Origin of the sequence: Parvibium lacunae (genome assembly GCF_003335215.1) — a bacterium.
GTDB classification, from domain to species: domain Bacteria; phylum Pseudomonadota; class Gammaproteobacteria; order Burkholderiales; family Burkholderiaceae_D; genus Parvibium; species Parvibium lacunae.
In genome coordinates, this window is the sequence record NZ_QPGB01000002.1 from 34,882 (window position 1) to 58,235 (window position 23,354).

Below are 23,354 nucleotides of genomic sequence, written 5' to 3' on the forward strand. Positions count from 1 at the left end.
ACTAATTTGAAGGCTGGGTGAGCTGTTGCTGCACTCGCCATTCCAGCAGGGTTTTTAGAATTAGGGTGACCAGGGCCAAGATACTCAGGATAGAAGCCACCGCAAACGAGGCGGCGAACTGATATTCGTTATATAAAATTTCAACATGTAGCGGTAATGTATTGGTCATACCGCGAATGTGGCCAGACACCACTGACACGGCACCGAATTCGCCCATCGCCCGCGCATTACAGAGGATGACACCATACAACAAGCCCCATTTGATATTGGGCAAGGTCACACGCCAAAACATCGCCCATCCTGAAGCGCCGAGGGTAATTGCCGCTTCCTCTTCTTCGCTGCCTTGTGCTTGCATCAGTGGAATCAGCTCGCGGGCGACAAATGGAAAGGTCACAAAAATGGTTGCCAGCACAATGCCCGGCACTGCAAAAATAATTTTAATATCGTGCGCCTGCAGCCATGGACCAAACCAGCCCTGAGCCCCAAATAACAAGACAAAAATCAAGCCAGCAATAATCGGCGAGACTGAAAACGGTAAGTCAATTAGGGTAATTAAAAGCTGTTTGCCACGGAATTGAAACTTGGTAATGGCCCAAGCCGCCGCAACCCCAAACACAATATTCAGCGGCACCGATAAACCAGCGATTAACAGGGTGAGCTTGAGTGCCGCCAGCGCATCAGGCTCAACCAAGGACGCCAGATAAACATCCCAGCCCTTTTTCAGCCCCTCATAAAATACCGTACCCAAAGGCAAGATTAAGAAAACCAAGACAAAAAGTAGTGCAACGGTAGTGAGTACATAGCGTAGCCAGCGCGGCTCTTCCACCGCGATACTCCGCCGCCGCGCGCCCGCCCCGACTAAAGAACTGCCAACTGCGCCTGCCATAGCGATTCCTATACTTTCATGCCAGAGCGTTTGCGGCTCCAGACTTGTAATCCGTTAATCAACAGTAACAATACAAACGACACGGCAAGCATTGAAACCGCCAGTGCGGTAGCCCCCACGTAGTCGTACTGCTCCAATTTTGTCAAAATCAATAGCGGCGTAATTTCAGTTTCAAAGGGCAAATTGCCGGAAATAAAGACGACGGAACCAAACTCACCGACAGCACGGGCAAATGCCAGCGTAAAGCCAGTTAGCACCGCCGGTAACATGGTTGGCAAAATCACCCGCAAAAAGGTTTGCGCACGGCTGGCTCCCAAGCTCGCAGCCGCTTCTTCCAACTCTATTTCGAGGTCTTCTAACACGGGCTGCACTGTGCGCACGACGAACGGCAAACCGATGAAGGTCAGTGCAAGCACCACCCCGAGCGGCGCAAAGGCAACCTTGATTCCTAGCGGTTCCAGATATTGGCCGATTAACCCATTGGGGGCATATATGGCGGTTAGGGCGATCCCTGCGACGGCAGTGGGTAAAGCGAAAGGCAAATCGACCAATGCATCAATCACCGTTTTGCCAACAAATTGATAGCGCACCAGGACCCAAGCGAGCAGCACCCCGAATATCACGTTTAACAGTGCGGCAATCAGAGAAGCGCCAAAACTGAGCTGATAGGAAGCGACCACGCGCTCGGTCGTGATGGTTTCCCAAAACTGGGCCCAACTTAAATTCGCGGTTTTTAAAATGACGGCTGAGAGCGGAATCAACACGATTAGCGAGAGATAAACCAAGGTAAAACCCAGTGATAAGCCAAAACCAGGTAATACCGAATAATGCCGCCCCCCCCAACGACGCCCAGCCACAGGCGAGCTTGTGGTTGGCGCATTGGCGGGTGTAGTTTGTGCAGAAACAGACATGGAAGACATGGCATCAGTCATTATTTGTTGGTATAGATCTGGTCAAACGTCCCACCATCATCAAAGTGAGTTTTTTGGGCTTTTTGCCAGCCACCGAAAACCTCATCCACCGTGAAGAAATTGAGCTTAGGAAACTGCGCAGCATATTTCTTCAGAACCTCAGGATTACGAGGGCGCAGGTAGTTTTGTGCAGCGATTTCTTGCCCAGCCGGGGTGTAGAGAAACTCGAGATAAGCTTGGGCCACTTTACGGGTGCCTTTTTTGTCCACGACCTTATCAACCACAGCGACGGGCGGCTCGACTTGGACGCTTAAGCTGGGATAGACCACTTCAAATTGACCCCGCCCAAATTCACGGGCAATCATCTCTGCTTCGTTTTCAAAGGTGATCAAAACATCGCCGATTTGGCGCTGCATAAAGGTGGTGGTTGCTGCGCGCCCTCCCGTATCCAGCACCGGCACGTTCTTGAATACGGCACTGACAAACTCGCGAGCCTTGGCTTCACTGTTTTTATTTTGCTTTAGCGCATAAGCCCAAGCGTTCAGGTAGGTATAGCGGCCATTACCCGCAGTTTTTGGATTAGGAATAACCAGTTTTAAGTCTGGTTTGATCAGATCAGACCAGTCCTTTACCCCCTTGGGATTCCCTTTACGTACAATAAATACAGTGGCAGAAGTAAATGGCACGCTGCCGTTTGGCAAACGCTTATTCCAGTCTGCGGGAATCAGGCCAGCTTTGGTGTGCAAGATGTCAATGTCACTGGCCAGGTTCATGGTAATCACGTCTGCTTCCAAGCCATCCACCACCGCGCGCGCCTGTTTTCCTGAGCCACCATGTGACATTTGTACATTAACTGGGGCGCCCCCCTTGGCTTTCCAGTCTTGCAGGAAGGCGGGATTTAAATCTTTATAAAAATCACGCATGACGTCATAGCTGACGTTAAGGATGGTTTGCTCTTGAGCCTGAACGGGGTTGAGTAAACTGATCGCAGCGATGCCAGCCAAGCCAGCAAGCGACTGAGCAACCGCATGGATGATTCGTGACCCTACAAAACGGCGACGTAACATGGTGACTCCATAAATATCATAACGGAAGCCGCAGCTTACGCGTTTTTGTAATAAGCAGTAAACGAATAATTTCTTAGTTACTTATTTGTTTTTTGCATAAGTGAAATTAAAGATGGCAATACGGTTAACTAGGGCAGCCCATTTGCGATTGCTTGCGTGATGGTTTTCACGAGCAAGGAACACATGCTAGGCAGCATCTTGTCGTCAACATCGCCAAAGCCAATGACCAAACCACGACGCTGGCAGCGCTGGGCCAACTGGCGGTTCCAGTCTGTATCGTGGTGCGCTTCACGGGGGGCGATGGAATAAGACGATAGCGGGCGCGCATATATGCCACATGTCATTAGCGCCTGCGCGATCAACACATCATCGATACCGGCAGGAAAATGGGCGCAAAGATGCAGCCCTGCCTGTTCCCCGGTTAGGGGAAAAGCATCGCCAAACGCCGCATACCATCGCTGTGAAATGTAGCGGCTGCGGGCTTGATAACGTTGTTTTTGGCGCTGACAATGCCTGCTGAAATGACCATCATGCATCCAGGCTGCGAGGGCGGCCTGCTTGGCATAACCCGGTTCGCGATACTGGCGAGCTTGCCAAGCGACCACCGACGGTACCCAAGACGTCGGAACCACCATGTAGGCAATCTGTACAGCCGGAAATAAGCTTTTACTAAACGTCCCTAAATAGACGACCTTGGCGAGGGAGTCCGTTTTCTGTGCCAAACCATATAACGATAACAACGGTGGTCCAGCATAGCGGAACTCACCGTCATAATCGTCTTCCAAAATACACAGATCATGCTGGGACGCAAGCTGTAAGAGCGCTTGCCGTCGTGCCAGACTCATCACAGACCCCAATGGGTATTGGTGTGAGGGGGTAATGTAGCAAAGCGCGGCCGTGGCCCATTGCGCAGTAGCGCGTGCCTCAACGCACAAGCCCTCAGCATCGACGGGACAGGGCACAACAGTTAAGCCTGCAGCGCTCAGCGCCGCATACGCGCCGCCATAACCGGGCGATTCCATGATGGCAAGGTCGCCAACATCGGCCAATAACTCTGCCATAAGCTTAATCGACTGCTGGGTGTTAGCGGTGATAATCACCTGCGCTGGCGTGCAATGAATCCCCCGTGTCAGTAATAGATGTTCAGCAATCGCTTGTCGTAGCGATAATTCACCCCCATTCGCGACATACCCCTGCCATTCCAGCTTGGGATTTTTTTGGTAGTGGTTCAGATACCGATGCCAACTCTCAAGCGGAAAACGACTTAAATCGGGAACCCCCACCGCAAAAGGCCCGCGCATCGGCCCCCAAGGTGCTCCCTGTTGATTGATGCCCTGTGCCCGCTGGCTTAGCCATAGGTCTTGCGTTACGGGCAGGGATATTGTCTCGGGCAGACTCCGCTGGGCCACCATCGGCATCGACTTGACAAATAAACCACGACGTGGATGGCTCTCGATCAGGTCGTCAGCCAATAACTGCCCAAGCGCATCGAGCACCGCATTGCGTCCCATCGGCAACGATTGCCACAACTGCCGTGAAGACGGCAAGCGTGTTCCGGCAGCGACACGGGCCGATAAAATATCTTCACGCATCCACGCATAGAGCTGTCTGGGCTTGCTATAGCGCTCAGCGGCACTCGGCGCGGTCAGTAACCCTTGAAAGCGCGATTGAATGACCTCTAGCCAAGTGGCAGTAACCCAAGCATTTTTCGTCGTTATCTCTGTCATCAAGCGCGCCAAACTGGTTCTAATAAATTAAAAAAACTGTCTCTTTTTAAGGTAACAGAAAAATTTTACAGTAAGGCTCCGACTCCACCAAGGAACCATGATGGCTAACCGTAAAGATTTTTCTCCTACCGATAGGACGCGCTTGAAGCGTAAAAGTAATCGGGGGCGCTATGATGCAAAAACCGTCTATGATATTTTAGATGCCGCCATTTTTGCCAGTATTGGATTCGTGATTGATGGCCAACCGCACCTGATTCCAACCGCCATCTGGCGCGAAGACGTATGGCTCTACATTCATGGCTCCAATGGGAGTCGCTTAATCCAACACCTTGCTAGCGGTGCCCCCGCCGTTGTGTCTGTTACCCATTTAGATGGACTGGTACTCGCCCGCTCGGCGTTTCATGGTTCGGTGAACTATCGCTCGGTTTGCTTGTATGGAGAATTTGAAAAGGTTGAAGCCGCAGAAGAAAAGTATCGCCAAATGCAACTATTTTATGAAAAGCTGGTACCCGGTCGGTGGCAAGATATGCGTCCACCGACAGCCAATGAGCTTGCCGCCACGAGTGTGCTCATGATTAGAATTGAGGAAGCCGTTGCCAAGATTCGCAGCGGCCCACCGATTGATGATGAGGCTGACATGTTGCTACCGCATTGGGCTGGCGTCATTCCAACTCAGCAGGTGTGGGGGCAACCCCAAGCAGATGAAAAACTCAACCCCTGGGTTGTCATGCCAGACTATCTGGCGCGATATGGCGCGCAAGGGTGATTACTCAAACCTCACCACCACCTGAGGATTGCCAGGTAAGCCATCATAAATTGCCATGATGGTTTTACCAGCTGCGCTGGGGATGAGTTTGGAGAAGGAGCCTAGGCTTAATAAGTCTCCAGCTTTAAGCCTAACCCCACGCCGTTGCATTTCTTGCACCAGCCACAGCACGGCATTAAGCGGATGATCAAGAATCGCGGTTCCCGGGGCGCTGTCAAGCTGCGCACCCGAATCATCCAGCAGTTTCACTTGCATACTGGCCAACAACGGCACCAGCTCAGCCGTCATTGGCAATGGTTTGCCGAGCGCGCCCTGGCGGGCGCCGACATTGATGATGGTAATGCTATTCGCATTGGCCTGGCGCATATCGGAAAAGGCTAGGTCGGGCAATTCAATAAAGGGAATCACCGCTTTTACATGTTTAAGCAAATCGGCCTGCGTGCGGGCTTGCATGATGCCAGCGTCTTTCACTTCCACTAATAAATCGGCTTCAAATAATGGACGGGCACCGAATTGTGCGGGCAGTTTGGCGGGGGAAGTGAGCAAGAGATTTTTGAACAATACCCCCGCCACCGGCGCGTCCGCCCCAAAACGCTTTTGCGTCGCGGGGTTGGTCAAACCGGCTTTGTAGCCTGCCACGGGGCCAAACGCTTGCTGCAAATAGCGCACCACTTTCTGTTGGCTGCACAGGGCGTCGGCTGCAGTGATATTGCTGGCCTCAAGGCTAATCAGTTCTTTATTGACGTAGCGGCTGGCAAGCTGTGCCGCTTCTAAATCACTCAGGCAAGCCGCACTGGCATGGCTGAACGGGAGCCAAGCTAAACACATGACGACCACACAGCGCTTGAACATGGTGTTTCCTTATAAAAAGACTTTGGCAATATCGAGGCTGGATTTTTCACCGACGCTACGCCAGTGATAACGCAGCCATTGTTTGGCGGCGTGGTAGCCGAGATCGTGTAACTTGCTGAGAAATTCCCAACTGGTATTGAATTTTGACGAAGCGCCAAATTCGAGCAGGTCTTGCCCACCATCAATCATGTGCATATAAATGCGTTTGTAGTGGGCCTCTTGCGCTGACTTACGGCGGAATAAGCGCTGCACAAACCGTGGGGTACGATTTTTAGGGGAGGCTTCTTGAATCTGCCCTTCTTCGAGCATACGCTGCACAAATTCAATCGCCCGCATTTCCAGCATCAACGACGAATTAAACGAAATTTCATTCACACGGTCGATGATCTCTGCTGCCGTATCCGGCACTTGCGCACGCTCCAGCGGATTAATGGCGACCAATAAAATATCCGGTGCATTGGTGGCATATAGCGGGAACAACGATGGATTCCCCATGAAGCCGCCATCCCAGTACGCTTGGCCTTTAATTTCGACCGCCTGAAAAACAAAGGGCAAACAGGCCGAGGCCATCACCGCGTCGGCACTTAACTCCTCACCCGTGAATACTTTGGCATGGCCAGTACGCACATTGGTTGCACAGAGGTAAAGGTGAAATGGGCACACTTGCTTGATTTTCTCAAAATCAATCTGGGCCTCGACGACATCACGTAAGGGATTGAGGTTTAGAGGATTAAGTTGATAGGGAGAAGCGATCCGACTGAGTAAATCAAACCCCATAAAAAAGGGATTGCCTTCCATCGAATAATCGCTACCGGTGGCCGCATTCCAGCTACCGAAGCCAGGGCCATCGCTAATGCTTTGCCAAAACGTGGCGAGTTTTTCGCGTGCGCCTGTATGCGGGTCTTGTGGGTGGCTGGCCCACCCGGCTGCCAGCGCCGCCGCATTCATCGCGCCTGCACTGGTGCCGCTGATCGCCTCTATCTCAATCCGCCCATCTTCGAGTAAGGCGTCTAATACACCCCAGGTATAGGCCCCATGGGAACCGCCACCTTGTAAAGCAAGGTTAAGCGGCTTTTTTAGCGTTGAGTGAGGAGAAGCCTGCTGTACGGCGCGATTCAACGTACCTCTCCACGCAATGCTTGAACTTTTTCTTGCAAGGCATCCGGTGTCGCCTGCTCAGGCGGCACTGGCTCGCCGACCCGAACGACTAGGGGGAGAAAAATGCCATGAAAATTTTTCCACGCAAACGCTTTACCCCCCTTACGAGAAAAGAAAGAACCCCATAAACCGGAAAGCGCCATCGGCGTCACTGGCACCGCATCATTACTCAGTAGGCGCGTAATGCCAGGCCGGAAGGGGTAGAGTTCGCCGGTATCGGTAATGCGCCCTTCGGGGAAAATACAGAGCAGTTCGCCGTCACGCAGCACCTTGGAGGCCCGTGCGAAAGCCTTTTCCATGAGTTCAGGGTTAACTTTAGCCGAGGCAATCGGAATCGCCCCGCTATGCTTAAACATCCATGACAGCAGCGGGATTTTGAAAATCTGGTGATCCATGATGAAACGAATCGGTCGCGGGCTGACCGCCATCAACACCACGGCATCGACAAAGCTGACATGGTTGCAAATTAAGATTGCCGCCCCTTTTGCGGGAATCTTCTCGGCCCCTTCAACCCGCAAGCGGTACAAGCTATGGATCAATAACCAAGCGAGAAAACGAATCAGAAATTCAGGCACTAAGGAGTAGATATAAATCGCCACCCCGGCGTTTAAGATACCCACCACCAAAAACAACTGCGGCATGCTTAAGCCAATGCCATTCAGTAGCCAGACCGCCAAACCGGCTGAAAGCACCATCAGTAAGGCATTCAAAATATTATTAGCGGCAATAATCCGCGCGCGATGCGTTGCCTCGGAACGGGTTTGAATCAGGGCATACAAAGGCACACTGTAGAAGCCCCCAAACATCGCCAACAAAAAGACATCGGCCAACACGCGTAGATGCGCCCAACTCTGGATAAAGCTCGACCAGGTATGAGGCTGTACCAAATGGGTCACGAGTTGGCTTGCAAAGTACAAGTCCACTGCAAAGAGCGTCATCCCGATTGACCCGAATGGCACCAGGCCAATTTCGACCTTGCGCCCTGAGAGTCGCTCACACAGCAGAGAGCCGAGGCCAATCCCAAAAGAAAACACAGCGAGCAAGAGCGTGACGACCGACGCATCCCCGTGCAAGACCTCTTTGGCAAATGCCGGGAATTGGGTGAGATAAATAGCACCAAAAAACCAGAGCCAGGAAATGCCCAACATGGAAAGCCAAACAACTCGGTTTTGGTAAGCCGTGCGCAGGTTTGTCCAGGTTTCCGAAACAGGATTCCAGTTAATCGCTAAATCGGGGGTGATTGCCGGTGAGCGTGGAATGAAATGGCTGGTGAGCAAGCCCACTAGCGCTACCAGCAGGGAGGCCGCTGCTGCGAAGTAGGCGCTGTACTCGCCCAAATTCGCCAGGCTACCGCCCAACATCGTGCCCAGCAAAATGGCAACGAAAGTCCCCATTTCAACCAAGCCATTGCCCCCCACAATTTCTTCTCGCACCAAATGCTGCGGCAAATAGGCATACTTCACAGGCCCAAAAATAGTGGAGTGCAAGCCCATCATAAACGTACAGGCTAATAAAACCGGGACATTTTTGTCGATAAAACCATAGGTGGCAGCCGCCATAATGAGCAATTCAAGCCACTTGACGCTGCGCATAATCAAGGCTTTGTCGTACTTGTCGGCCAGCTGGCCACTGGTAGCGGAAAATAAGACAAACGGCAGAATAAAGAGGCCTGCAATCGCATTCGCCAGCACACTTAGTGGTAACGTTGAAATTTCCGCCGCATGAAAAGTAACCAGCAACGTAAATGAAAATTTGAAAATATTATCGTTCGCTGCGCCTAAAAACTGCGTCCAGAAAAACGGGGCAAAGCGCCGTTGCGTGAGTAGCTGAAATTGACTCTGGCTCACAATCGACTCTCCTACGCTAAGGAAACAGGGATTGATCTTCGCCAATGACGCGAAGCGCTGGCGATGCGGGCATCAAGGCCGTGATCACCCTAATGTGGGTTGCTCATACCAGCCGTCAGCCAAGACGGCTTGCAGTGTTTGTATTGCTGGGTCTTGTATTAACTTGGCTTGTACTTGCTGTGCCAATTCCGGGGTCACTGAGCCATGTGGATGCAGGAACAACCATCCTTGCGTCATGGCAAGCGGTAACTTACCACCAAAGCCCCCAACTTCAAGACCAAATTCGGCTGCCGTTTCGATCCAGCGGACGATCCAATCATCCCATGCCGTTTCGTCTAGGGGCTGCTTAAAGTGAAGCGCAATAAATAGACCGACTTCCTTAAACTCTGCCACGTGCAGCTTTTTGCGCTGGCGGCGATTCATGCGGCTGATCCGACTTGCTCCTGGCACCGTTTTCAACATACCTCTATCCCTCTCTCTCTGGCTGACAGCTTGCTGGTAATTGAAATTACCATAAAAAACGCCAGTGACTCACATCACTGGCGTTTATCTCTAGCGCGACGCTGGCTTATTGCTGCTGCTGTTGCTGCTGTTGCTGCTGTTGCTGCTCAGCACCTTCATTCAGCAACGCTTTCATGCTCAATCGCACGCGGCCTTTGTCATCCATTTCGATCACTTTTACGCGAACAACCTGACCTTCTTTCAGCACCGATTTAATGTCAGCGATACGTTCGTTGGCAATCTGGCTGATGTGCAAGAGGCCTTCTTTACCGGGCAGTAAGGATACGACCGCGCCAAAGTCGAGCAGCTTGGTAATCGGGCCTTCGTAGATTTGGCCCATTTCTACTTCCGCGGTAATCGCGGCGATACGGGCTTTGGCCAGCTCACCTTGTTCCGCGCTGAAGCAGGCGATGGTGACGGTACCATCATCTTGCAAATCAATCTGAGTCCCGGTTTCTTCGGTCAGCGCACGGATCGTCGCGCCACCTTTACCGATTACATCACGGATTTTTTCAGGATTGATTTTCATCGTGATCATACGGGGAGCGTGATCTGACAGTTCAGTACGCGCACCGTTAATCGCTTGTTGCATCTGGCCGAGAATGTGCATACGGGCTTCTTTAGCTTGCGCCAAGGCCACTTGCATGATCTCTTTGGTAATGCCTTGGATTTTGATATCCATTTGCAAGGCGGTAATCCCATTTGCGGTACCGGCCACTTTAAAGTCCATATCACCTAAGTGATCTTCATCACCCAGAATGTCGGTCAACACCGCGAACTTGTTGCCATCTTTAATCAAACCCATGGCAATACCCGCCACGTGATCTTTAACAGGCACGCCCGCATCCATCATGGACAAGCAACCACCGCACACGGAGGCCATTGAAGAAGAGCCGTTGGACTCGGTGATTTCAGAGACCACGCGCAGGGAGTAACCGAATTCGTCTGCGGACGGCAGCAAAGGCACCAAAGCCCGTTTTGCTAAACGACCATGGCCGATTTCACGACGCTTAGGAGCACCGAAGCGGCCAGTTTCGCCGGTGGCAAATGGGGGCATGTTGTAGTTGAACATGAAGCGATCACGGTATTCACCAGCCAGCGCATCAATGATTTGTTCATCTTGTTTCGTGCCCAAGGTGGTCACCACCAAGGCTTGGGTTTCACCACGGGTAAACAAAGCGGAACCATGGACGCGTGGCAGGACGCCTAAACGAATGCTGATCGGACGTACGGTACGGGTATCGCGGCCGTCAATCCGTGGCTCGCCCTCCAGAATCTGGCTACGCACAATCTTGGCTTCCAGATCAAACAGCAAGTTATCCACTTCGGTGCTGTCCGGTGCGGCGGCATTTTGCGCAGCGGCTTCGGCCGCCAAGGCTTCATGCACTTGCGCATACACTTTGCGCACTTCTTGGGTACGGGCTTGTTTTTGTTTGATTTGGTAGGCAGTGCGCAACGCGGCTTCGGCCAAGGCACCTACACGGCTAATCAGAGTTTCATTCTTCGCCGCAGGCTGCCAATCCCAAGCGGGTTTGCCTGCTGTCGCGACCAACTCATGAATCGAATTGATCACGGCTTGCATTTGCTCATGGCCATACACCACCGCACCCAACATCACGTCTTCAGTGAGTTGATGCGCTTCGGATTCCACCATCAACACAGCTTGCTCGGTACCGGCAACCACGAGGTCAAGCTGGGTTTCTTTGAGCTGGCTAGCGGTGGGGTTCAACACATACTGACCATTGATATAACCCACACGGGCGGCACCAATCGGGCCATTAAAAGGCACACCAGAAATCGACAGTGCCGCAGAGGAAGCGATCAGCGCGGGAATGTCCGCATCAATTTCCGGATCGAGCGACAACACATGCACAATCACTTGCACTTCGTTGTAGAAACCTTCGGGGAACAGCGGGCGCAACGGACGGTCGATCAAACGACTGGTCAGCGTTTCTTTTTCGCTAGCACGACCTTCACGTTTGAAAAAACCACCGGGGATACGACCTGCTGCATAGAATTTTTCCGCGTAGTCAACCGTTAAAGGGAAAAAGTCTTGGCCAGGTTTTGCTTCTTTTTGGGCCACGACGGTCGCTAGGACCACGGTGTCTCCCATTGAGGCCACCACTGCACCACTGGCTTGACGGGCAACTTCGCCCGTTTCGAGGGTGACGGTATGTTGGCCGTAGGGAAAACTGACTTTTGCAACATTAAACATATTTATTTCCTTTCAATCTGGGCGCGCATTTTGCGCGTCCCTCCTGAGCATCCACGGTGGCTCAGAACACCGCTTAAAAATGAAAATGCCCGCGTAGTTCTACGCAGGCATTTCCATGATTAACCAACTTGATCGCGCAAGAGACAATTACTTACGCAGACCTAAACTTTGAATCAATTTGGTGTAAGACTCAGGCTTACGACCTTTCAGGTAATCGAGCAGCTTGCGGCGGCGGCTTACCAGTTTCAACAAACCACGGCGGGAGTGGTGATCTTTAGTATGTGCCTTAAAGTGGCCGGTTAACTCGTTGATGCGGGCGGTCAGCAAAGCGACTTGCACTTCGGGGGAACCGGTATCGCTCGCAGCACGTTGATATTGTGCAATCACTTCTTTTTTGTTGATCTCTGCAACAGACATTTTTTATCCTTTAATTAGCTTAGAAACAGGCGGTCACACTGGATGGGCGTGCCGTGAAAAAAACTTACTTCGGAAAGCAAGACCAAGATTATAGCGCAACATCAAGCCCCCGGTAAAGGGCTGCGCCAGACTCAGCTATCGTTTCCCATAAAGCCGAGGTTGAGCTGGCTGCCGACCCCTTCTTTCTCAGTCGGGTTCAGGCGTGCATATTCGACTTTTTCAAGGTATTCGGGGGTGATATCGCCCGTTATGTAATGTCCATCGAAGCACGAAGCCTCAAAGTTGTTGATTTGCGGGGCTAAATCCCGCACCGCCCGCTTCATGTCATCGACCGTTTGATACACCAGGGCGTCAGCGCCAATCAACTTGCAGATTTCTTCGTCAGTATGACCATGCGCGATCAGTTCACCGCGGGTCGGCATATCAATCCCATAGACGTTGGCGAAACGCACAGGGGGGGCCGCTGACGCAAAAATTACCTTTTTCGCACCAGATTCCCGGGCCATCATCACGATCTCGCGTGACGTCGTACCACGCACAATCGAATCATCGACAATCATCACGGTTTTGCCCTTGAACTCCATCCCAACGGCATTGAGCTTTTGCCGAACTGATTTACGGCGGGTACTTTGCCCCGGCATGATAAAGGTGCGGCCGATGTAGCGATTTTTAATAAACCCTTCACGGTAATCAATATTGAGTAGTTTGGCCAATTGCATGGCGGCGGGGCGAGATGAATCTGGAATCGGCATCACGACATCAATCTCACCGGGGGCAAAGCGTTGGCGCACCTGTTCAGCGAGTGACTCTCCCATTTTTAAACGGGCGGCATACACCGAGACGCCATCAATCACAGAATCAGGGCGGGCCAAATACACATACTCAAAAATACAAGGATTCAGGCTGGCGACCGGCGCACATTGCTGACTAAAAAATTGGCCGTCGAAGGTGATGTAGACCGCTTCACCCGGTTGGATATCTCGTTTAACCGTGAAGCCCATGCCTTCGAGGGTTACCGATTCACTGGCCAGCATATATTCCATCCCACCCGCTGTTTGGTTTTCACCCAAAATCAAAGGCCGAATGCCATAGGGGTCACGGAAGGCAACCAAGCCATAGCCAGCAATCATTGCCACAACCGCGTACGACCCCCGCACGCGACGGTGTACCCCTTCAATCGCCTTAAATACGGTGGTGGCATCTAGAGACAGCCCGGAACTGCTGTCATGTAACTCATGGGCAAAGACGTTCAGCAACACTTCGGTGTCAGAGTCGGTATTGACATGGCGCCGATCAATGCGAAACATCTCGTCCTTGAGCTGTTCAGCATTGGTCAGGTTACCGTTGTGCGCCAAAATAATCCCAAAGGGGGCATTCACATAAAATGGCTGGGCTTCTTCCGAATTGGCGGCTGAACCCGCGGTCGGATAGCGCACTTGACCAATCCCCGCATTACCGGGCAAGGAACGCATATTGCGGGTACGAAAGACATCACGGACCAAGCCATTGCCTTTGTACATATTGAATGCTTTACCATGCGCGGTGGCAATCCCTGCTGCATCCTGGCCACGATGTTGTAGCAGCAACAGGCTATCGTAAAGCAACTGATTCACAGGGCTTTTGGCGACGACTCCAACAATCCCGCACATAGCCAACTCCTTAAAACATAAATAATCGATTCAGAGGACAACACCAAGCACGTAGCGACAAGCTACCCAAGCCGGGCCACCTGGGCCGCAATCGCCTCAGGTAACCAGGGCTGTACCAATAACAACGCACCTTCCACATAGGGCCGAAAAATGGCCTCGTGCCACCAAGCTTGTTGGGGTAAAGCGGTAAAACTTGCCCCCAAGACGAGGGTTAAAATAATCACGCTACCGCGCAAGAAACCAAATATGATGCCTAAACCGCGATCTGCCAATGTCAGACCCGCTGATTGAATCAACTGCACCAGCACTTTGCTCAACAGCGATAACAATAGCAGGCTCACTATCAACACAATGACAAACGCCAGCAGCAAACGCACTAACTCACCCGGGATCACGGTCGGCAACATCGCCGCGAAGGGTGCCCCCAGGACGTTAGCAGCAACAAAGGACACCCCCCAAGCCACCAAAGACATGAGCTCTTTCACCAAGCCCCGCAAGACGCTGATCAAGATCGAACAGCCCAAAATAAACAGGAACAGATAGTCAAAGACTGTCATTTTTCGATAACCAGGGCTGCATTCAATGCCAGGGGTTGCAAACGTTTCTGCGCTGCTTCCGCAGCGGCCTTGCTTGAAAACGGACCAAGCCGGACACGGGTGCGCGGGCCGCCAGACGTCTCTAACACGGCTGTTTGTGGATGAAAGCCACTACCACGCAGTTTAGTTAATAACTGATCGACCTTCTCTTGATTCGCAAACGCGCCGATCTGTAGCCAGTAGCGTTCGCCACCACTCTCCGGTTTGCGGTCTTGCGGCTTTACCGCCTCGGCGGCAGGGCTCGCCCCTTTGCCTTCCAGTAATGCCTGGGCACGGGCCTGCTGACTTGACTCGCGTGTGGCGTCAACGGCAGCTTTCTCTTTCTGGGCGACGCTGGCGCTACTCTCAACAGCCTTAGCGGACGCTTCCACAGCCGCTTTGGCGGGTTTATTCACGGCGTTATTCAGGGTGCTATTCACCGGGTTATCAACAGACTTATTCACTGTATTCTCGGTTGAATCAGCTGATGGCAGCCCAATGGGCTGCGGCGTCTCCTTAGAAGTCGCTGGCGCCGGGTTTGCTTCCTCGGATAAAGGGCGCTCATTGGCCAGACGCTGGTTGGAGGCCGGTACTGTTTTACTCGGGATAGTGATGGCAATCTCGCGAGTCCGTGGCTTAGGCTCACTATCAAAAATCATCGGCAGAACAATGATTGATGTCATCACCAAGGTTGTCACGCCCAAGAGACGATGACGGGCCCGTCGCTTCAACGCCAGCGCGGGATCTTGGGGCAAGGAGCCCGATCTCGCCGCACGCGGATCAGTAGTGTCAGTAGATTGGCGCTTAAAAATAGGCATGGAAAAGCATGCTAGCAAGAAAACAATAACTCATGACTGCAGCCCGGTTCGCTGCGCTAAAACCGGCGCAACCGTCATGAACGATCCAAAGACAACAATTCTATCACCCTCCGCTGCTTGCGATTGCGCCGCTGCCAATGCTTCTGTTGGCGAAGCGAATAGTTGGATCGCCGGTGCCGCAGCCGGTGAATGCGTTGCCAATAACGCGGTGAGACGTTGCGCCAAACTGGCTGCACTGGCTCCGCGAGGCGGTGGCAGATCACATAAATACCAGTAATCAACGCGCTCGCGGATAGCCTGCAACACCCCGTCTATATCTTTATCCTGCATCATCCCCAAGACCACATGGGTGTAGGGATAAAAGCCCATGTTGTCGAGGTTCTGAGCCAAGGTCGCGGTGGCATGGGGGTTGTGGGCGACATCTAGAATGAGTGTTGGTCGCCCAGGCAGCACCTGAAATCGGCCCGGCAATTCAACCAACGCAAACCCTTCACGGATGGCTTGGTTAGGGACTGGCAGAGTAAGTTTGAGAGCCTCCAGCGCAGCCAGTACGGCTGCGGCATTAAGGAGTTGATTGGCCCCACGCAAAGCTGGGTAAGCTAGCCCAGCACGACGCATCGCCCGCCCGCCATAAGCCCATTGCTGTTTGTCACCGGCATAATTGAAATCGCGACCGGCACGCCAAAGGTCTGCGCCGATTTGCTGGGCATATTGCACCAAGCTTTCCGGTGGCAAAGGATCAGCACAAATTGCGGGCTTCCCCGTGCGATAGATGTGGGCTTTTTCCCAGCCGATCGCCTCGCGCGTATCGCCGAGATATTCCATATGATCCAGGTCAATGCTCGTGACAATCGCACAGTCCGCATCAACCGCATTCACTGCATCCAGACGGCCACCCAACCCCACTTCGAGGATGATTACATCGGGCTGCTCTGCTTGAAATAAGCGCAGGATAGCAAGGGTCGTAAACTCAAAATAAGTCAGCTCGATGGGGCTAGGGGCAAGACGTGCGTTTTCCACCGCGGCAAACTGTGCCATCAAAGGCTCATCCGAAACAGCCTGACCTTGTAGTCTGGCACGCTCGTTGAAATGCACTAAATGCGGCGAGGTATACAAGGCAACACGATAGCCTGCACGTAGCAAAATCGCTTCCAGCATGGCGCAAGTAGAACCTTTACCGTTGGTACCGCCAACGGTAATGACAGGGCACTCAAACTGCAGATTCAGACGTTCTTTTACCGCGTTAACACGGTCCAAGCCCATGTCGATGGTGCGGGGATGAATCGATTCGATATACCCCAGCCAGTCAGCTAATTGCGCGAACATAAGCCTCTCGATTCAGCTTGAAGATAAAGGTCACTGAGCAGACAAGAATGTTCAGGCGGTTAACGTTTCCACAGACTGCTTTTGCAGTAGGGCCAACAGATGTCCGATTTCGCGCTTGAGCTGGCGTCGATCAACGATCATATCGACGGCACCCTTTTGCTGTAAAAATTCGGCGCGCTGGAAACCTTCCGGCAGTTTCTCGCGAACAGTTTGCTCAATCACCCGTGGCCCGGCAAAACCAATCAGGGCTTTCGGTTCGGCGATGACCACATCGCCCAGGAACGCGAAGCTGGCTGAGACGCCACCCATAGTCGGGTCGGTCAACACCGAAATAAAGGGCAGCTTGGCCTCCGCTAATTGTGTCAGCATTGCCGTTGTTTTAGCCATTTGCATGAGGGAAAGCAACCCTTCCTGCATGCGTGCGCCGCCCGAGGCCGTCACGCAAATAAACGGGACCTTTTGTTCGAGAGCCGTTTGCACCCCTCTCACAAAGCGCTCTCCCACCACTGACCCCATGGAACCGCCCATGAAATCAAACTCGAAGCACGCCAGCACCACGGGCAAGCTTAGAACCGTCCCGCCCATCACCACCAGCGCATCGGTTTCCCCACTGTCTTCCATCGCAGCAGCGATCCGCTCAGGATATTTTTTACTGTCTTTGAACTTTAGGCTATCGATCGGCAATACTTCTTGACCAATCTCGTAACGGCCCTCGGCATCGAGCAACATCTCGATTCGGGCGCGCGCATCAATCCGCATATGGTGGTCACATTTCGGGCAAACGCCCAAATTGGCTTCCACATCTGTTTTGTAAAGTACCGCATCGCAGCTCGGGCATTTTAACCACAAGCCCTCTGGCATATTGTTTTTCTTTTGGCCTTCTTCTTCCCGCTGAGTATTAATGCGTGGGGGTAATAATTTCTCTAACCAACTCATTTGCCTATTCTCCTAACCCGTAGCCCAAGTTCCATTAACTATCCAGCGCAGTTCGAATCTCGCGGAGAAATGTTTCAACCGCACTCACCGCCTGCGCGGGGCCAACCTGCTCCATCTCTTGAATAATCCGACTGCCAATGACCACCGCATCGGCGCAAGCCCCGATCGCTTTTGCGGTGGCACCATCACGAATACCGAAACCCACGCCGACTGGCAATCGAGTTTGCTCTTGAATCACGGGCACTCGTGCCGCCACGGCATCAATATCAACATGGCCCGCCCCGGTAATACCCTTAAGCGAGACATAGTAAATATAGCCAGAGCCTTGTTCGGCAACATGCGCAATCCGCTCTGGGGTTGAGGTCGGGGCGAGTAAAAAAATCGGGTCAATTGCCTGTGACCGAAGCTGCGCGGCCAGCGCCACTGATTCTTCAGGCGGATAATCGACGGTTAACACGCCATCAACTTGCGCCGCCACACAGGCTTGTGTAAACGCTTCATAACCCATCCGCTCAATCGGATTGGCATACCCCATTAAAACAATGGGGGTCTCTGTGTCGGTCTGGCGGAAAGTCGTGACCATCTGAAAAACCTGTTTCAGCCCGACCTGCTGGGCCAGCGCCCGTTCGCTGGCACGCTGGATTACCGGGCCATCGGCCATCGGGTCAGAAAAAGGAACACCAAGTTCAATAACATCTGCGCCGCCACGCACCAAGGCGTGTAACAGTGGTACCGTCAGTTCAGGGTGGGGATCACCCGCCGTAATAAACGGGATAAGGCCCTTGCGGCCCTGCGCCTTGAGGCTGGCCAGCCTATGAGCAATTTTTGACATAAACAGGAGGACACAATCCTTCATTGCGCTGCGCGATGAAGGATTAACGCCATAACAGACAATGGCCAGAATTATACGCTGAAGCGCTGATAGCCCCCAGCCTCTGCATAAAAAATGCCGAATAGTGCGCTGCCGCATAATTGTGCGACATTAGCACCACACCTAGAGCAGCTTCTCTATCTGCGCATAATCAAGCCGCTTGTTTAAGCGACCCGCTTCGATTACGCTGCAAAAAACCTGATGGAGGCAGACCATGAATCATTCTAAGTTAGCCAAGACACGACGCCAACTGGGTGGCCTCGCGCTGCTGTCAAGCCTGGCCTTAGTCGGCTGCGGCGGTGGTGGCGGCGGTGGCAGCACCAGTGGTAACGGCAGCCCAGCACCAGCCAGCCAATTCGTTGTTTTTGGCGATAGCCTCTCTGATGCAGGCACCTATGTCATGGTTGGCCTGGCGAAAGCAGGAACAGTGAATGGCAAAACCTACTCTGCCGCGGGTCGCTTCACCACCAATCCAGGGAAGACTTGGGTCGAATATCTGGCAGAGCGTTACGGAACCGTACTGGGCCCCAAACTCTTCACTGGGCCAAGTGTTGGCCCAGGTGGCACCGCGGGAACAGTGAATGCCGGGGGCACGAATTATGCGCAAGGCGGCGCCCGGGTTGCGGTATCGCCGGGCATTGGCGCTTTCGCTACCAATACCGCCGGTGATCTGATTGATGCTAGCGGTGTACCCTTATCGGGATACACGATTGTGGGAAGCAACTGCGTTCCCACTGTCGGCACACCCGTGTCAACGGGCATCACGGCAACGTCGATCACCAGCCAGATAGACAGCTACTTGGCCGACAACCCGACGATTCCCGCTGACAAAACCATCATTATTTCAGGCGGGGCCAACGATATCTTTGTTCAGCTCACCGGGATTAACAAGTGTACCGCCGCCTTTGCGGCCCAGGCACAAGCAAACGTGGTGACGGCTGCTGGCCAACTGGTTACGCAAATTAACCGCTTACTGACGGCAGGGGCCGCGCGGATCGTTATTGGAACCTTGCCAGATTTATCAAAAACGCCGCTGGGATTAGCTAACCCGACGGCACAAACTTTTTTGCAAGGCATGTCGCAAAGCGTCATTAACAATACGCTTGTCACCACTTTTACCGGCAACACTAAAGTTCAGTTTGCCCGGATGGACACTTTCTTGAATAATGTGCTCGCCAGTCCCAGTACTTACGGGATTACAGTTACCAACACCGCAACGGCGTGTGACTTAACCAAAATGTACACGCGGATTACAGACTACGCCACAGGCGGCACGCCGAGCCCAGCGAACCGTACGACCTCAGCGCTGGCATGTAATGAAATCGACTATGTCACCAGCAATGCGGCGAGCACCTATATCTTTGCCGATACGGTGCATCCTAGTAGTACGATTCATCAGCAATTTGCCAATAACATTTATACCCAGTTACGCGCCGCAGGGTGGTAAGACGAGAACACTGCCCGTATCGCGCCGATGGCGGGCAGCTTAGTTGTTAGTTATGTACGGCTTTTTATGACTGGCCATGCTTGGTTGAGGTAATAGCACATTGACCATACCGTGAGAACAACCGCCACCCACAGCAAGAGGGTGCCCAACGCCAGCGCTTGACCCAAAATCGGCAGCGGCCCGCCATAGAGTAATAACGGAATCGCCACCATTTGGGCAATGGTTTTAACCTTGCCCAGCCAATTGACAGCGACACTATTGCGGGCGCCTAGCTGGGCCATCCACTCGCGTAAGGCCGAGATGGTGATTTCACGGCCGATAATAATCAGGGCTGCGAGCATGTCAGTGCGCCCCAAATGCAGCAACACTAATAGCGCGGCACCCACCATCAGCTTATCGGCTACCGGATCTAAAAAGGCCCCAAAAGCAGAGGTTTGATGCCACTTACGGGCCAAATAACCATCCAACCAATCGGTTAATGCCGCACCAATAAACAAGACCGTTGCCGTGATATCACGCTCGCTTGCCGTCAACCAGCCGCTAGGCAGGTAGTACAACAAAATCAGCAGGGGAATGGCGATAATACGCAGCCAAGTCAGCAAAATGGGAAGATTAAAAGGCATAAATATTGTGTGAAAAACAAGGCTGCAATCAATGCAGGCGGCGGTAAATTTCTTCAGCCAGCTGACGAGAAATCCCCTCTACCTGAACCAAATCTTCAATACTTGCAGATTGTACGCCACGTAAGCCCCCAAAATGAACCAGTAGCCGCTGCCGCCGTTTCGCGCCGATTCCTGGAATATCTTCCAGACGTGATTGATTACGCTGCTTGGCGCGCTTGGCACGCATCCCGGTAATCGCAAAGCGATGGGCTTCATCACGGATCTGGGCAACCAGCAATAATGCCGGATGTTCTAATCCCAGACTCAGTGGCTCGCGCTCATCGGTAAAGAACAAGGTTTCCAGGCCAACTTTACGGCCCTCGCCTTTGGCGACCCCAATTAGACAATCGGTACTGAGCCCAAGCTCGTGAAACACCGCCACGGCGATGTTCAGTTGGCCTTTACCACCATCAATCAGAATCACCTCCGGCAGCGCTCCCTGGCCGGCAGCCACCCCTTCGTAACGGCGGCGCAAGGCTTGGCTCATAGCGGCATAGTCATCCCCAGGCGTAATATCGGTAATGTTGTAACGCCGATATTCTTTGGGTTGCAGGGCATGCTGCTGATACACAACACAGGCAGCTTGGGTCGATTCGCCCATGGTATGGCTGATATCAAAACACTCGATGCGCAATGGATCAAGTGCCTCAGGATCAAGCCCCATGCCTAATACCTCGGCTAGACTGCGGGTACGCATACGCTGCGAACTGGCTTCCGCAAGCGATTGACTGAGGGCCAGTTTGGCATTCGAATTCGCCATGTCCAGCCATGCCCGCCGTTGACCTTGCGGCTTATGTTGCACCAACAGGCGACGGCCCGCCTGGCTTTCTAGCATCGCCAATAAGTCAGGCTCTGCGACAGGATGACTACAGATCAACACAGGCGGTACTGGTGCCTCAAGATAATGTTGAGCAATAAACGCAGTGAGCAGCTCGCTGGCCAACGCTGCGATGGGGGTCGCGACTGGCGCCTCTTCAGCAGCGCACATACGCTCTGCTGCCAGACTCTCGTCAGTAACGTCCAATGCCTCTGGTAATGGCAGATCAACGGGTAATTGCGGGAAAAAGGTCCGATCACCCAAATGCCGACCACCGCGCACCATGGCCAAAGTCAGGCAGGCGGCACCGGCCTCAATCGCCACCGCCAAAATATCGGCATCTACCGCCTGCCCTGCTTCCATCGCTTGCTGCTGTTGCATCGTGGTTAAGGCGGTGATTTGGTTGCGAACCAGCGCCGCTTCCTCAAAACGCAGTGCTGTCGCCAGGGCGGTCATACGCGCACTCATTTCCTCTAGCATCGCCCGACTTTCGCCGCGTAGAAAACGCATTGCCTGCGCAACATCTTGTGCATACGCCGTCGCCGATATTTTATCGACACAGGGCGCACTACAGCGCTGTATCTGATGTAGCAAGCAAGGGCGGGATCGATTCTGAAAAACCGAGTCCTCACAAGTCCGCAGTTGAAAAACTTTTTGCAAAATCTGCACCGAATGCTTGACCGCGCTGGCATTTGGGAATGGCCCAAAAAATTGACTGCGCTTATCGGTCGCCCCGCGATAGAAACTCACGCGTGGAAAAGCATGCCCAGAAAACTTTAAATAGGGATACGACTTATCATCCCGAAACAAAATGTTGTAACGCGGATGCTGCGTTTTAATGAGGTTATTTTCGAGTAATAACGCTTCGGCTTCGGAGCGCGTGACGGTGATCTCAATCTGCCGAATTTGCCCAACCATGTGCGCAATCCGGGGCGAGATCAGGTTTTTTTGAAAGTATGACGACACGCGTTTTTTCAAATCGCGTGCTTTACCGACATAAAGCAGATTACCGGTTACACCGAGCATGCGATAAACGCCAGGCAAGTGGGGCAACTGCCGCAAAAATGCCGTCGCATCAAAGGCTTCTTCGGGCACTGGCGCGGCTACTTCAGCAGCGGGGGGGGAATCGGGTTTATCGGGCTGCATGCGTGAGATAGTCACGAATATCTGCCACCACCGCATCAAACATGGCAGGGGTTAACCGCCCAGTTTGGGTGTTGTAGCGGCTTACATGGTAGCTATCCACCAAACGCAAGCCGCTGACCAGCTCATGCACCGCATGATGAGCGAAAGGATAGGCACTTCTTTTGAGGTCAAGCGCCATCAGTACGGCCTGATGGGCGACCGCACCCAGCGCCAAAATAACGCGCGGCTGACACTGCGTCAGCTCGACCCGTAAATACCCATTACATTGCTTGATTTCAGCCGGGGTAGGTTTATTTTCTGGTGGTAAACACTTGACTGCATTGGTCACCCGGCAATTCAGTAACTGCAAGCCATCGTCGCGAGCGAGGGCTTCTGGCTGGTTCGCAAACCCATGCCGATGTAGCGTGCTGTAGAGCAGTGGCCCGCACCAATCCCCGGTAAAAGGCCGCCCGGTGCGGTTAGCGCCATGCATTCCTGGGGCCAAGCCCACAATCAGCAAATCCGGCCGGGCCGCGCCAAAGGCGGGCACGGGGCGCGCAAAATAACTTGGGTGTTGGCTGCGCACGATCGCTAGCGCTGAGGCCAATCTGGGGCACGCGGTGCAATCATGGTCATAGTCTTGACGAGACATACGTTTAACCCAATAAAACAGATTGATGGAGATAAAATTGACGTTAACGTTAATTTGAATAACAATCACTGATCGACCAACAATCCGAGTTGCCGTGTCGCGACCAGTGACTTAGCAGGATATCTTGAC

The 23,354-nt window shown here is 53.0% G+C and carries 21 protein-coding genes; 2 read left to right on the forward strand and 19 right to left on the reverse strand.

Annotation, left to right across the window (positions count from 1 at the left end; translation table 11 throughout):
- Position 1: 1 nt before the first annotated feature.
- The 4 genes from cysW to pdxR all read right to left on the reverse strand — a co-directional run bounded on the left by cysW (position 2) and on the right by pdxR (position 4,591).
- On the reverse strand, positions 2-886 hold the full coding sequence (cysW, locus tag DU000_RS04175) for a sulfate ABC transporter permease subunit CysW (RefSeq protein ID WP_114402134.1): 885 nt from the start codon (positions 884-886) through the stop codon (positions 2-4).
- 8 nt (positions 887-894) lie between these two features.
- Positions 895-1,806: a sulfate ABC transporter permease subunit CysT gene (gene cysT, locus DU000_RS04180; RefSeq protein WP_240001797.1), complete on the reverse strand. Its 912-nt coding sequence runs from the start codon at positions 1,804-1,806 to the stop codon at positions 895-897.
- Between the two features lie 11 nt (positions 1,807-1,817).
- Entirely contained in the window at positions 1,818-2,864 is a 1,047-nt protein-coding gene (locus DU000_RS04185; protein ID WP_114402135.1) for a sulfate ABC transporter substrate-binding protein, read from the reverse strand.
- A 128-nt stretch (positions 2,865-2,992) separates the two neighbouring features.
- Positions 2,993-4,591, reverse strand: a complete 1,599-nt coding sequence (gene pdxR / locus DU000_RS04190) for a MocR-like pyridoxine biosynthesis transcription factor PdxR (RefSeq protein WP_114402136.1) — start codon at positions 4,589-4,591, stop codon at positions 2,993-2,995.
- 100 nt (positions 4,592-4,691) lie between these two features.
- On the opposite strand from pdxR, the gene DU000_RS04195 reads away from it, so the two are divergent.
- On the forward strand, positions 4,692-5,357 hold the full coding sequence (locus DU000_RS04195) for a pyridoxamine 5'-phosphate oxidase family protein (RefSeq protein ID WP_114402137.1): 666 nt from the start codon (positions 4,692-4,694) through the stop codon (positions 5,355-5,357).
- On the opposite strand, the gene DU000_RS04200 is transcribed toward DU000_RS04195, so the two are convergent.
- The 12 genes from DU000_RS04200 to trpA form a co-directional block, all read right to left on the reverse strand.
- Positions 5,358-6,209: a 2-keto-4-pentenoate hydratase gene (locus DU000_RS04200; protein ID WP_114402138.1), complete on the reverse strand. Its 852-nt coding sequence runs from the start codon at positions 6,207-6,209 to the stop codon at positions 5,358-5,360.
- Positions 6,210-6,218: 9 nt separating this feature from the next.
- Positions 6,219-7,328 carry a patatin-like phospholipase family protein gene (locus tag DU000_RS04205; RefSeq protein WP_114402139.1) on the reverse strand — a complete coding sequence of 370 codons (1,110 nt, stop codon included), beginning with the start codon at positions 7,326-7,328 and terminating at the stop codon, positions 6,219-6,221.
- Positions 7,325-9,217 carry an MFS transporter gene (locus DU000_RS04210; RefSeq protein WP_114402749.1) on the reverse strand — a complete coding sequence of 631 codons (1,893 nt, stop codon included), beginning with the start codon at positions 9,215-9,217 and terminating at the stop codon, positions 7,325-7,327. Before DU000_RS04210 ends, DU000_RS04205 begins: the two co-directional genes overlap by 4 nt.
- An 81-nt stretch (positions 9,218-9,298) precedes the next feature.
- A complete protein-coding gene (locus DU000_RS04215; protein ID WP_114402140.1) occupies positions 9,299-9,676 on the reverse strand; it encodes a 50S ribosome-binding protein YggL in 378 nt (125 codons plus the stop codon).
- Between the two features lie 106 nt (positions 9,677-9,782).
- Positions 9,783-11,930: a polyribonucleotide nucleotidyltransferase gene (gene pnp, locus DU000_RS04220; RefSeq protein ID WP_114402141.1), complete on the reverse strand. Its 2,148-nt coding sequence runs from the start codon at positions 11,928-11,930 to the stop codon at positions 9,783-9,785.
- Positions 11,931-12,077: 147 nt separating this feature from the next.
- On the reverse strand, positions 12,078-12,347 hold the full coding sequence (gene rpsO, locus DU000_RS04225) for a 30S ribosomal protein S15 (RefSeq protein ID WP_114402142.1): 270 nt from the start codon (positions 12,345-12,347) through the stop codon (positions 12,078-12,080).
- 131 nt (positions 12,348-12,478) lie between these two features.
- Positions 12,479-13,996, reverse strand: a complete 1,518-nt coding sequence (purF, locus tag DU000_RS04230) for an amidophosphoribosyltransferase (protein ID WP_114402143.1) — start codon at positions 13,994-13,996, stop codon at positions 12,479-12,481.
- Between the two features lie 62 nt (positions 13,997-14,058).
- Positions 14,059-14,553 (reverse strand): CvpA family protein, encoded by a 495-nt coding sequence (locus DU000_RS04235; RefSeq protein ID WP_114402144.1) that lies wholly within the window; start codon positions 14,551-14,553, stop codon positions 14,059-14,061.
- The gene (locus DU000_RS04240; RefSeq protein ID WP_114402145.1) at positions 14,550-15,389 is read right to left on the reverse strand and encodes an SPOR domain-containing protein; all 840 of its coding nucleotides are present in this window, start codon (positions 15,387-15,389) and stop codon (positions 14,550-14,552) included. Before DU000_RS04240 ends, DU000_RS04235 begins: the two co-directional genes overlap by 4 nt.
- Before the next feature lie 30 nt (positions 15,390-15,419).
- Positions 15,420-16,715, reverse strand: a complete 1,296-nt coding sequence (folC, locus tag DU000_RS04245; protein WP_114402146.1) for a bifunctional tetrahydrofolate synthase/dihydrofolate synthase — start codon at positions 16,713-16,715, stop codon at positions 15,420-15,422.
- A gap of 51 nt (positions 16,716-16,766) precedes the next feature.
- A complete protein-coding gene (gene accD / locus DU000_RS04250; protein WP_114402147.1) occupies positions 16,767-17,651 on the reverse strand; it encodes an acetyl-CoA carboxylase, carboxyltransferase subunit beta in 885 nt (294 codons plus the stop codon).
- Between the two features lie 34 nt (positions 17,652-17,685).
- Complete coding sequence (gene trpA / locus DU000_RS04255; RefSeq protein ID WP_114402148.1) at positions 17,686-18,483, reverse strand: tryptophan synthase subunit alpha; 798 nt, start codon at positions 18,481-18,483, stop codon at positions 17,686-17,688.
- Positions 18,484-18,736: 253 nt separating this feature from the next.
- On the opposite strand from trpA, the gene DU000_RS04260 reads away from it, so the two are divergent.
- A complete protein-coding gene (locus tag DU000_RS04260) occupies positions 18,737-19,969 on the forward strand; it encodes an SGNH/GDSL hydrolase family protein (RefSeq protein WP_114402149.1) in 1,233 nt (410 codons plus the stop codon).
- A 50-nt stretch (positions 19,970-20,019) separates the two neighbouring features.
- Here the strand turns inward: DU000_RS04260 and pgsA are convergent, their stop codons facing one another.
- From pgsA to DU000_RS04275, 3 genes are read right to left on the reverse strand one after another with little or no spacing between them, the layout of a single operon-like run.
- Positions 20,020-20,592: a CDP-diacylglycerol--glycerol-3-phosphate 3-phosphatidyltransferase gene (gene pgsA, locus DU000_RS04265; RefSeq protein ID WP_114402150.1), complete on the reverse strand. Its 573-nt coding sequence runs from the start codon at positions 20,590-20,592 to the stop codon at positions 20,020-20,022.
- A gap of 28 nt (positions 20,593-20,620) precedes the next feature.
- Positions 20,621-22,594, reverse strand: a complete 1,974-nt coding sequence (uvrC, locus tag DU000_RS04270; RefSeq protein ID WP_114402151.1) for an excinuclease ABC subunit UvrC — start codon at positions 22,592-22,594, stop codon at positions 20,621-20,623.
- Positions 22,581-23,225, reverse strand: a complete 645-nt coding sequence (locus tag DU000_RS04275) for a uracil-DNA glycosylase (protein WP_114402750.1) — start codon at positions 23,223-23,225, stop codon at positions 22,581-22,583. The genes uvrC and DU000_RS04275 overlap by 14 nt, the downstream gene beginning before the upstream one ends.
- Between the last annotated feature and the right edge of the window lie 129 nt (positions 23,226-23,354).

Bases quoted from the DNA above. Each gene is read 5' to 3' on its own strand.
- accD (WP_114402147.1), bottom strand. From the start codon at position 17,651: ATGAGTTGGTTAGAGAAATTATTACCCCCACGCATTAATACTCAGCGG.
- DU000_RS04195 (WP_114402137.1), top strand. From the start codon at position 4,692: ATGGCTAACCGTAAAGATTTTTCTCCTACCGATAGGACGCGCTTGAAG.
- cysW (WP_114402134.1), bottom strand. From the start codon at position 886: ATGGCAGGCGCAGTTGGCAGTTCTTTAGTCGGGGCGGGCGCGCGGCGG.
- cysT (WP_240001797.1), bottom strand. From the start codon at position 1,806: ATGTCTTCCATGTCTGTTTCTGCACAAACTACACCCGCCAATGCGCCA.
- DU000_RS04260 (WP_114402149.1), top strand. From the start codon at position 18,737: ATGAATCATTCTAAGTTAGCCAAGACACGACGCCAACTGGGTGGCCTC.
- DU000_RS04275 (WP_114402750.1), bottom strand. From the start codon at position 23,225: ATGTCTCGTCAAGACTATGACCATGATTGCACCGCGTGCCCCAGATTG.
- uvrC (WP_114402151.1), bottom strand. From the start codon at position 22,594: ATGCAGCCCGATAAACCCGATTCCCCCCCCGCTGCTGAAGTAGCCGCG.
- folC (WP_114402146.1), bottom strand. From the start codon at position 16,715: ATGTTCGCGCAATTAGCTGACTGGCTGGGGTATATCGAATCGATTCAT.
- rpsO (WP_114402142.1), bottom strand. From the start codon at position 12,347: ATGTCTGTTGCAGAGATCAACAAAAAAGAAGTGATTGCACAATATCAA.
- DU000_RS04200 (WP_114402138.1), bottom strand. From the start codon at position 6,209: ATGTTCAAGCGCTGTGTGGTCGTCATGTGTTTAGCTTGGCTCCCGTTC.
- DU000_RS04235 (WP_114402144.1), bottom strand. From the start codon at position 14,553: ATGACAGTCTTTGACTATCTGTTCCTGTTTATTTTGGGCTGTTCGATC.
- DU000_RS04185 (WP_114402135.1), bottom strand. From the start codon at position 2,864: ATGTTACGTCGCCGTTTTGTAGGGTCACGAATCATCCATGCGGTTGCT.
- trpA (WP_114402148.1), bottom strand. From the start codon at position 18,483: ATGTCAAAAATTGCTCATAGGCTGGCCAGCCTCAAGGCGCAGGGCCGC.
- pgsA (WP_114402150.1), bottom strand. From the start codon at position 20,592: ATGCCTTTTAATCTTCCCATTTTGCTGACTTGGCTGCGTATTATCGCC.
- DU000_RS04215 (WP_114402140.1), bottom strand. From the start codon at position 9,676: ATGTTGAAAACGGTGCCAGGAGCAAGTCGGATCAGCCGCATGAATCGC.
- pnp (WP_114402141.1), bottom strand. From the start codon at position 11,930: ATGTTTAATGTTGCAAAAGTCAGTTTTCCCTACGGCCAACATACCGTC.
- purF (WP_114402143.1), bottom strand. From the start codon at position 13,996: ATGTGCGGGATTGTTGGAGTCGTCGCCAAAAGCCCTGTGAATCAGTTG.
- DU000_RS04240 (WP_114402145.1), bottom strand. From the start codon at position 15,389: ATGCCTATTTTTAAGCGCCAATCTACTGACACTACTGATCCGCGTGCG.
- pdxR (WP_114402136.1), bottom strand. From the start codon at position 4,591: ATGACAGAGATAACGACGAAAAATGCTTGGGTTACTGCCACTTGGCTA.